Genomic DNA, 6,933 nt, shown 5'->3' with positions numbered 1-6,933 from the left:
AACATTCAACTTACTTATAATGAAAAAGGTTAATATTTCTATTAAAGGAGGAGTTTGATGTCTAAAAAAAATAGCGTGGCGATCATGACAACCATTTCTGCGTTTCTTTTTTGCGCCGTGATAGTGGCGGCTTCACTTACGCCGCTGGCCGGAACGGGAGCGGCGGCCAATCAGTTTAATTCAGCTGGCATGTGGTCAGCTGTCGGTATGATCCTTGTATTGTATTTCATTCCATTTCTCGTTTATATGCTCGGAGTCGATGCAATGAGGTATGTCATGGCGGTGCTTTGCGGCTTCGGGCTTTTGATTCATTTGTCTTCGGCCGGTTTTATCTTGATGTTTAGTTTCTTTAGTGACCATCTGCTTTCTGAGGTGATCTTTGTTTTCGGAATTAGTCTCGCTGCGGCTGCTGTCAACGTCATTTGGTTTGTGGCTGCATTTCGGCCGGGTGCTGAAAAAACGTCCGTGAATACTCTTACATAGTTTTCTAGTTTGTGATGTTTTTGTGAAATAGATTTATAAAATGGATGAATATGTTATGATGGTCACAAATTAGAAGTTACATATAATGGGGGTCTCAATGATGGTCAAGTCATTTCGTATGAAAGCTTTGATTGCGGGAGCTGCGGTGGCGGCGGCTGTTTCGGCCGGCGCTGTTTCTGATGTGCCCGCTGCCAAAGTGCTTCAGCCGACAGCTGCTTATGCGGCGGAAACGGTGTTTTCTCAAAATAATGGAGCATCTGGCTTTTTGCCAGGAAGATATGATGTACAAGCGATGGCGCCTGCCATGTTTAACTGGTCACGCGAAAGCCGGTTCGCCGGAAATACAGATGGGACGCTGAAATGGCAAAACGACATCAGAACGACTCCGCAAAATGGAGCGGGGGCTGTGATTGACGGAGACGGCACAGTATATCTTCATTCCAGAGACGGGGAAATGAAAGCCTTTAATCCAGACGGCTCAGTCAAATGGGTGACGGGCAATCTTGGAAAAACATATACGCAATCTCCTGTACTTGGGACCAACGGCGTTATCTATTTGGCATCCTATGACAAAAAGATTTATTTTATTGACAAAGAAACGGGAGAAATTTTAACAACGGTTCCGTTAAGCGGCGGGCCAAGCTCTGAAACGGTGATCGGTTCAGACGGGACGTTGTATTTCTCAACACTTGATAATTATGTTCACGCGATCAAACCGACGTCAAAATCAACCTGGACAGAGCGCTGGAAGTTGAAAACAAATGGTGTCGTCAGCTCTGTGCCGGTGCTTGCCAAAAACGGCACCGTGTATGTCGGCACATATAATTACGTATTTTATGCGATCAACTCCGGAACCGGACAGGTGAAATGGTCCAGAACGACGTCAAATGCGTTTAAAGGATATCCGGTGATTGATAAGGACGGCAACGTTTATGCCGGCAACCAAGATGGACAGCTGTATGCTTATACATCAACAGGCAGTTTGAAATGGACTTTCCCGCTAAACGGGTTCTCCAGCTCATCTCCTGCGATTGATCATAATGGCAATATCTACATCGGCTCAGGAAGCGGTGAGCTGTTTTCCATCAGCACAAACGGGGATATGAACTGGTCATTCTATACAGACGGTCCTGTCAGAACGGCGCCGCTGATTGACGCGAAGGGAACGGTGTATTTCGGGTCAGATGATATGAAGGTTTATGCGGCAGACGCAAACGGCAATGAATTATGGAGCTATCAAACCGACAGCAACGTCGTGTCTTCTCCGCAGCTTACTGAGGACGGAACACTTTATATTGGAAGTTATACGAAGCTGATGGCTTTTGGGAAATAACTGAATAGAATAGCAGAAGACCTTCTTTTAATAAGAAGGTCTTCTTACTGTGATACAAAACATTTACACTTGCTGGGATTTTTCAATCTGAACTTTCATATCATTGTCTTTAATCTTAGGCACTATCGTATAAAGGATAATAGGGATTAATAGAAATACAGCTACAACAACAAACATGGCAGAGAGCCCAAAGGCTGCGGAAATGATGCCGAAAATGACACCGGAAAGAATTTCTCCAATTGCTCCTACCCCTGAGTTTAACGAGAAAAGTGTGTTCTTGTATGAATCGGGGAAAAACTTATTTAAGTAACTTGTTACGATCGGATGATGAATATCTTCAATTGCAAGCAAAAACGCTGTACATGGAATGCCCAGCGGCCTGAATGCTCTAGACAATAGAAAAGTCATGACCATGCCCATGGAATCCAATGAGGTTAAAGCGAGATATGGATTTTTTTCGATCTTCTTTTCGAACCTGATGGTTAATGTCAAAAGAACGAGAGCGGTAAACCCTCCTAGGGCAAAAATATATCCCAGTGACTTTTCTGAAAAGCCTAAATCACTCAAAAAAGGCTGCCAGTAACGGGAAATTGTGTCATAGGCTGTGGCTGTAAAGAAACCGGCTATGACGATTAAAAGAACCCTTTTTTTGTTAAAGATAATTTTTAAACTTCCTTTGATAATCTTTATCGAATCATGTTGGTTCTGATCCCCATGATTTGTTTCGGAAACAGAAGGGACTTTAATAAATACAGACATCCAAATAAATAGTAATAAGTAGATCACCATAACGAGCAGGAAAGGAAAATAGATATTTAATGAATACAAATACCCGCTGGCAATACTTCCAATAATTAAAAAAGTGATTAGCAATTGTGTGTTTTTCATCATTTCTTTGCCGAATCGATCTTCCCCTGCGACACGGCTCATCCAAGTTTCAAAAGAACCGGAAATTAAGGAATCTGATAAAGCCCATATGATCATAGCCAGTATGCAAATAGCAGCTGAATCGATAAAAGGGAAGAAGGCCCATGTAAGGATGGAGAAAAAGAATGAACTGGCAATTGAAATTTTAATTCCATAACGATCAGCAAAAACGCCGGAAGGAACTTCAAATATAAGCTTAGCAATTTCAAGTACCGCTCCCATTAATCCAATCTGAAGGAAATCATAATCTTTAGATATCAGATAAAGAATCCAAATAGGCGAAAAAATCCCCATTGCTAATCCCCTAAGTGCGGAAAACGAATAAAAGATGCTCATCTATATGCTCCTTCTGGCAGATTTTTTTGTTTGATCAAAATGATATTGTGTTCGATGGCTTCTTGAATATATTTGGCCACTTCTTCAAGGCTGACACCATGTCTGTCTAAAATCGTATGAAGTGTGTCTTTTCCATTAATATCGCAGAGAATATGCAGCCAAGCTCCGACGTCTTCCTCCGAAACAATAAACTGAATAAATCCTTCTTCCGCAATGTAGATGCAATGCTCACTATCGCTTTCCGGCCTTAACAGAGTGACGCCAGGGTTTAGCGCCAAAATATCTTGTCCTTCACACTTATTGGCTGAGATATTTAAACGACTGGCAATATCACCTTCCTGTGAGTGCCAGTCTTTTATTGTTATCGATTCTAAATGGCTGGTTATGTCTAATTGAACAGAAGGGGTTTCTTTAGTCATTTTTGATAAAAGTCCCATGTTCACCAGTCTTAATAAAAATTCAAAATTTGTAAACTCAGGATCATCCTCCAAATATGTCATGATGGCATGAATGTGTTCAACCTGTATTATGCTGGAGGCATCGCTGTGAGAGAAGGCCTCCTCTATAAGCTGATAATTGTTTTTCTTCAGAAGATGAAACATCATTTTATGTGTATATCTCACGTCCTTACCATAGAAAAAAGGAACCTTTGGCCGGTGGGTATAGCTTGTATGCAGCTCATTTGTTAATGATTTTCGCAATACCGACTTATCCCATAACAAGTCTTTACGGAGTCCATCAGGTATTCCGCAAACCCATTCAACAAGCCGATGGTCCAAGAACGGTACACGGTTTTCGATATGATTAGCCGCGGCGATCCGATCTTCATGCCAGCAATTATACATTTGCAGATCACGGTATTTTGTCAGGACATACGATTGCCAAGGATCTGCTTGGCTGGAATCATTGCTCTTTAAATAAGAAAGGTTTATAGGAGAAAGTCCAAAATGCTCCTCCCACACTCTAAAGATATTTCCCTGCAGCCGATGCAGCCGGTTCATCTCCATCGTATTGACCGATTCAATAAATCCTTCCCAACTTGGGTTCTCGGCTGGTGAAAGTGTCGTGCTGTAACCGCCGTTAAATTCGTCGCTGCCCTGGCCGGTCAGCATGACTTTCAGGTTTGGCCTTATCGCTTTGGCATACTTATGTAAATGAAACTTATATAATTGTTCCGGTCCGCAAAACGGTGTTTCACAGATCCATAACAAATGTTTATATGACTCTGGTTGTAATAACTCATCGTTCCCTAATTGATAGAGAACCTGATGATTTGGAAGGTGTAAATCTTTAGCCAGCCAATGGGCATATTTTGCATCTTCATTTGTAAATGTACTTTGGCTTAATACTGTAAACGTATGGAGATCCTGTTTTTCTGCAGCAAAATGTGCGACTGCAGCTGAATCAATGCCACCGCTAAGAAACAACCCGACTTCAACGTCGCTTTGTAAACATCTATGGACTGAATCTGCCAGCAGTTCTCTATATCCTTCAATCAGGTCATCGGGATGGAGATTCTCATGATAGCCTTGCCTGAGCAAAATATCCTGTAAAGACCAATAGCTTGCTGTTTTTCGTTCATTTGTTGTCAAATTAATTTCGAGATAATGGCCAGCATCGAGATTTTGGATGTTTACAAAAAAGGAAGTGGTTTCTTTATGATTACTGGCTGCTTCCCCGCTTAGCCAAATGTCTGAGAGTGCTTCTTTCCAATTAAATTGGCGGGGACAGTGAGGATGAGAAAATAGGGATTTTATTTCAGAGGCAAATATAAGCTCGTGTTTTAGCTCTGTGTAAAAAAGCGGTTTAATCCCAAAGCGGTCACGAACTAAAAATACTTTGTTTTTATTTTTGTCCCAAATGGCTATTGAAAACATTCCGATGATGTCGTCTACAAATCCAATCCCTTTTTCTTCATATAAATGAACAATTACTTCACAATCAGATGTCGTTTTAAACATATGATTGTGTAAAGAAGCCTTCAGTTCTTTATAGTTATAAATTTCTCCATTTACCATAACGACGATTGATCCATCCTCATTTAAAAAGGGCTGCTGTCCATTTACAAGGTCAAGAATGGACAATCGCCGAAATGCAAAGCCGACTTTGGAATCAATATGATATTGTTCATCATCCGGTCCCCTATAGCTGATGGCATCTGCCATGCCTTTCAATATATGAAAGGTACATTCCTGAGAACGGGGAGCAGCCAGATTTATAATACCCGCGAGCCCGCACATATGTCTCCCTCCCAATAGCGTTATTGATGTTTATAGATATAAGCTGTCTCTACATCTGTTTCTTTTACAATATCGATTTTAATTCCGAGACGTTTTGCGTTTTCGATTGCGAGAATGGAAGCGTACGCAGAAAATTCTTCGGGATCAATTTCAAAATAAAAAAAGGCCTCACTAGGTTCTTTTTCATACCAAGTGTGGGTATTTACGACATATTTATCTTCTGTTTCAAACAATTCAATTTTGTCATAAAGTAAACGTCTTCCTTTTATAAAGAGTTCCACAAATGATCCAACTGGTTGTTGGCTGTTAATGTGTCTCCACTCATCATAATATCCTCTTTCCTCATATTGCTCGTGAATCCAGCTTACAATATCTTGATGAGTCAATCCTTGTTTTTTGGCAAAGGCAAGCAGAGTGATGATGTAATTTACGATTGATTTAGAACGGTGTGTACTCAGCTCATGTACATCGTCTGGTAAAGCAAGCACTTTTTGTTTTTCCAATTCTCATGCCCCCTGCTTAACTTTGATTGCTTCATGTTCAATAAGCAACTCAAACAGCTCCATACAATCTTCTAAGCAGGTTTGATAATCAACATCATATTCATTGACGATTTTTGAGCAAATATCATGTATGCTGACCTTGCCGTCGATATGGTTATAAATATCTGATGCCATTTCATTTAAAGTGATGCCCGGCTCTATAATAATGCTTTTCAAATATTTTCTTGATGGCATTTCTGGATTTTTGGATAAAACAGTTGATTCATTGATCATTACAATGCACCTTCCTTTTCTTTTTCTATCGTTAACATCCATGTGACAGACTCAATTTCATGATCAGCACTTTGATCATTTTGTTCCCACAGGGGAGCATCCTCCAGCTCATCTAAGCTTTCTATAAAATCCTCCGGTAAAAAGTGAAAGGTTTCTAATGAATAATTGGGAATGCCGGCATCCTGAACAAACTGGTGAATGTCTTCAAAGGAATAACTTTCTTCAAATGCCTCTCTTACAAACCTGAAGTATTCCGGTTCTTTGATTTGTTTTCGCATAATCTCTAAATGGCTTCCTTGGGGATTAAATGTATCCAAAATGACAATTTTTCCGCTCGGAGCCAGAACTCTATAGCACTCTTTAAGTCCTTTAACAACGTCTTCCCAATGATGCAGGCAAGAGTAGGAGACGATGAAGTCAGCATATTGGTCAGCGTAAGATAAATGGTGGACATCTTCCAAATCAAATGAAATCAGGCTGCTTACTCCGCTTTTTTTAGCTTCTTCTTGAGCGATTTCATGCATGGCCGGGTTAATATCGACAGCATGCACGTGCGCATTTGTTCTTTTAGCCAACTGAATGCTTAAATAACCTGGACCTGTGCCCATATCGATAATGACTTTGTTTTTGGGGGAATACATCCGGGACAGTCTGGCGCCAAGCAAGGGGTAAAGATAGGATTGGTAAAGATCAACAAATTCTTTGTACGTTCTGCATTCTTCAGCCGTAATCATCTTCAGCATCCTCCTTATCAAGTTGGCGTGATAGCCTCAAACGTTAATCGTTTTGGATAAGATTAATGACCGCCAGCTGCTACAGCGCGGCGCAATTCAAAAAG

Annotated in this window: 7 protein-coding genes; 2 read left to right on the top strand and 5 right to left on the bottom strand. The window is 40.8% G+C overall.

The annotated features are described in order from the left end of the window. Positions 1 to 57: 57 nt before the first annotated feature. Together RAC86_RS32710 and RAC86_RS32705 are read left to right on the top strand one after the other, a co-directional pair. Positions 58 to 483: a DUF5391 family protein gene (locus RAC86_RS32710; RefSeq protein WP_038429923.1), complete on the top strand. Its 426-nt coding sequence runs from the start codon at positions 58 to 60 to the stop codon at positions 481 to 483. A gap of 100 nt (positions 484 to 583) precedes the next feature. Further along, positions 584 to 1,816 (top strand): outer membrane protein assembly factor BamB family protein, encoded by a 1,233-nt coding sequence (locus RAC86_RS32705; RefSeq protein WP_377886498.1) that lies wholly within the window; start codon positions 584 to 586, stop codon positions 1,814 to 1,816. A gap of 63 nt (positions 1,817 to 1,879) precedes the next feature. Here the strand turns inward: RAC86_RS32705 and RAC86_RS32700 are convergent, their stop codons facing one another. From RAC86_RS32700 to RAC86_RS32680, 5 genes are read right to left on the bottom strand one after another with little or no spacing between them, the layout of a single operon-like run. After that, on the bottom strand, positions 1,880 to 3,079 hold the full coding sequence (locus RAC86_RS32700) for an MFS transporter (protein WP_377886497.1): 1,200 nt from the start codon (positions 3,077 to 3,079) through the stop codon (positions 1,880 to 1,882). Continuing rightward, positions 3,076 to 5,319 carry an asparagine synthase (glutamine-hydrolyzing) gene (gene asnB / locus RAC86_RS32695; protein ID WP_029318573.1) on the bottom strand — a complete coding sequence of 748 codons (2,244 nt, stop codon included), beginning with the start codon at positions 5,317 to 5,319 and terminating at the stop codon, positions 3,076 to 3,078. Before asnB ends, RAC86_RS32700 begins: the two co-directional genes overlap by 4 nt. 20 nt (positions 5,320 to 5,339) lie before the next feature. Continuing rightward, complete coding sequence (locus RAC86_RS32690; protein WP_003243073.1) at positions 5,340 to 5,822, bottom strand: hypothetical protein; 483 nt, start codon at positions 5,820 to 5,822, stop codon at positions 5,340 to 5,342. Between the two features lie 3 nt (positions 5,823 to 5,825). Further along, positions 5,826 to 6,095, bottom strand: coding sequence for a PqqD family protein (locus tag RAC86_RS32685; RefSeq protein WP_033882790.1), 270 nt, complete (start codon positions 6,093 to 6,095; stop codon positions 5,826 to 5,828). Next, on the bottom strand, positions 6,095 to 6,829 hold the full coding sequence (locus RAC86_RS32680) for a class I SAM-dependent methyltransferase (RefSeq protein WP_033882791.1): 735 nt from the start codon (positions 6,827 to 6,829) through the stop codon (positions 6,095 to 6,097). The genes RAC86_RS32685 and RAC86_RS32680 overlap by 1 nt, the downstream gene beginning before the upstream one ends. Positions 6,830 to 6,933: the final 104 nt, after the last annotated feature.

The organism is Bacillus sp. LR_5 (assembly GCF_042709275.1).
The sequence above is the reverse complement of the archived record's forward strand: the minus strand, read 5'-3'. Positions and strand labels throughout refer to the sequence as shown.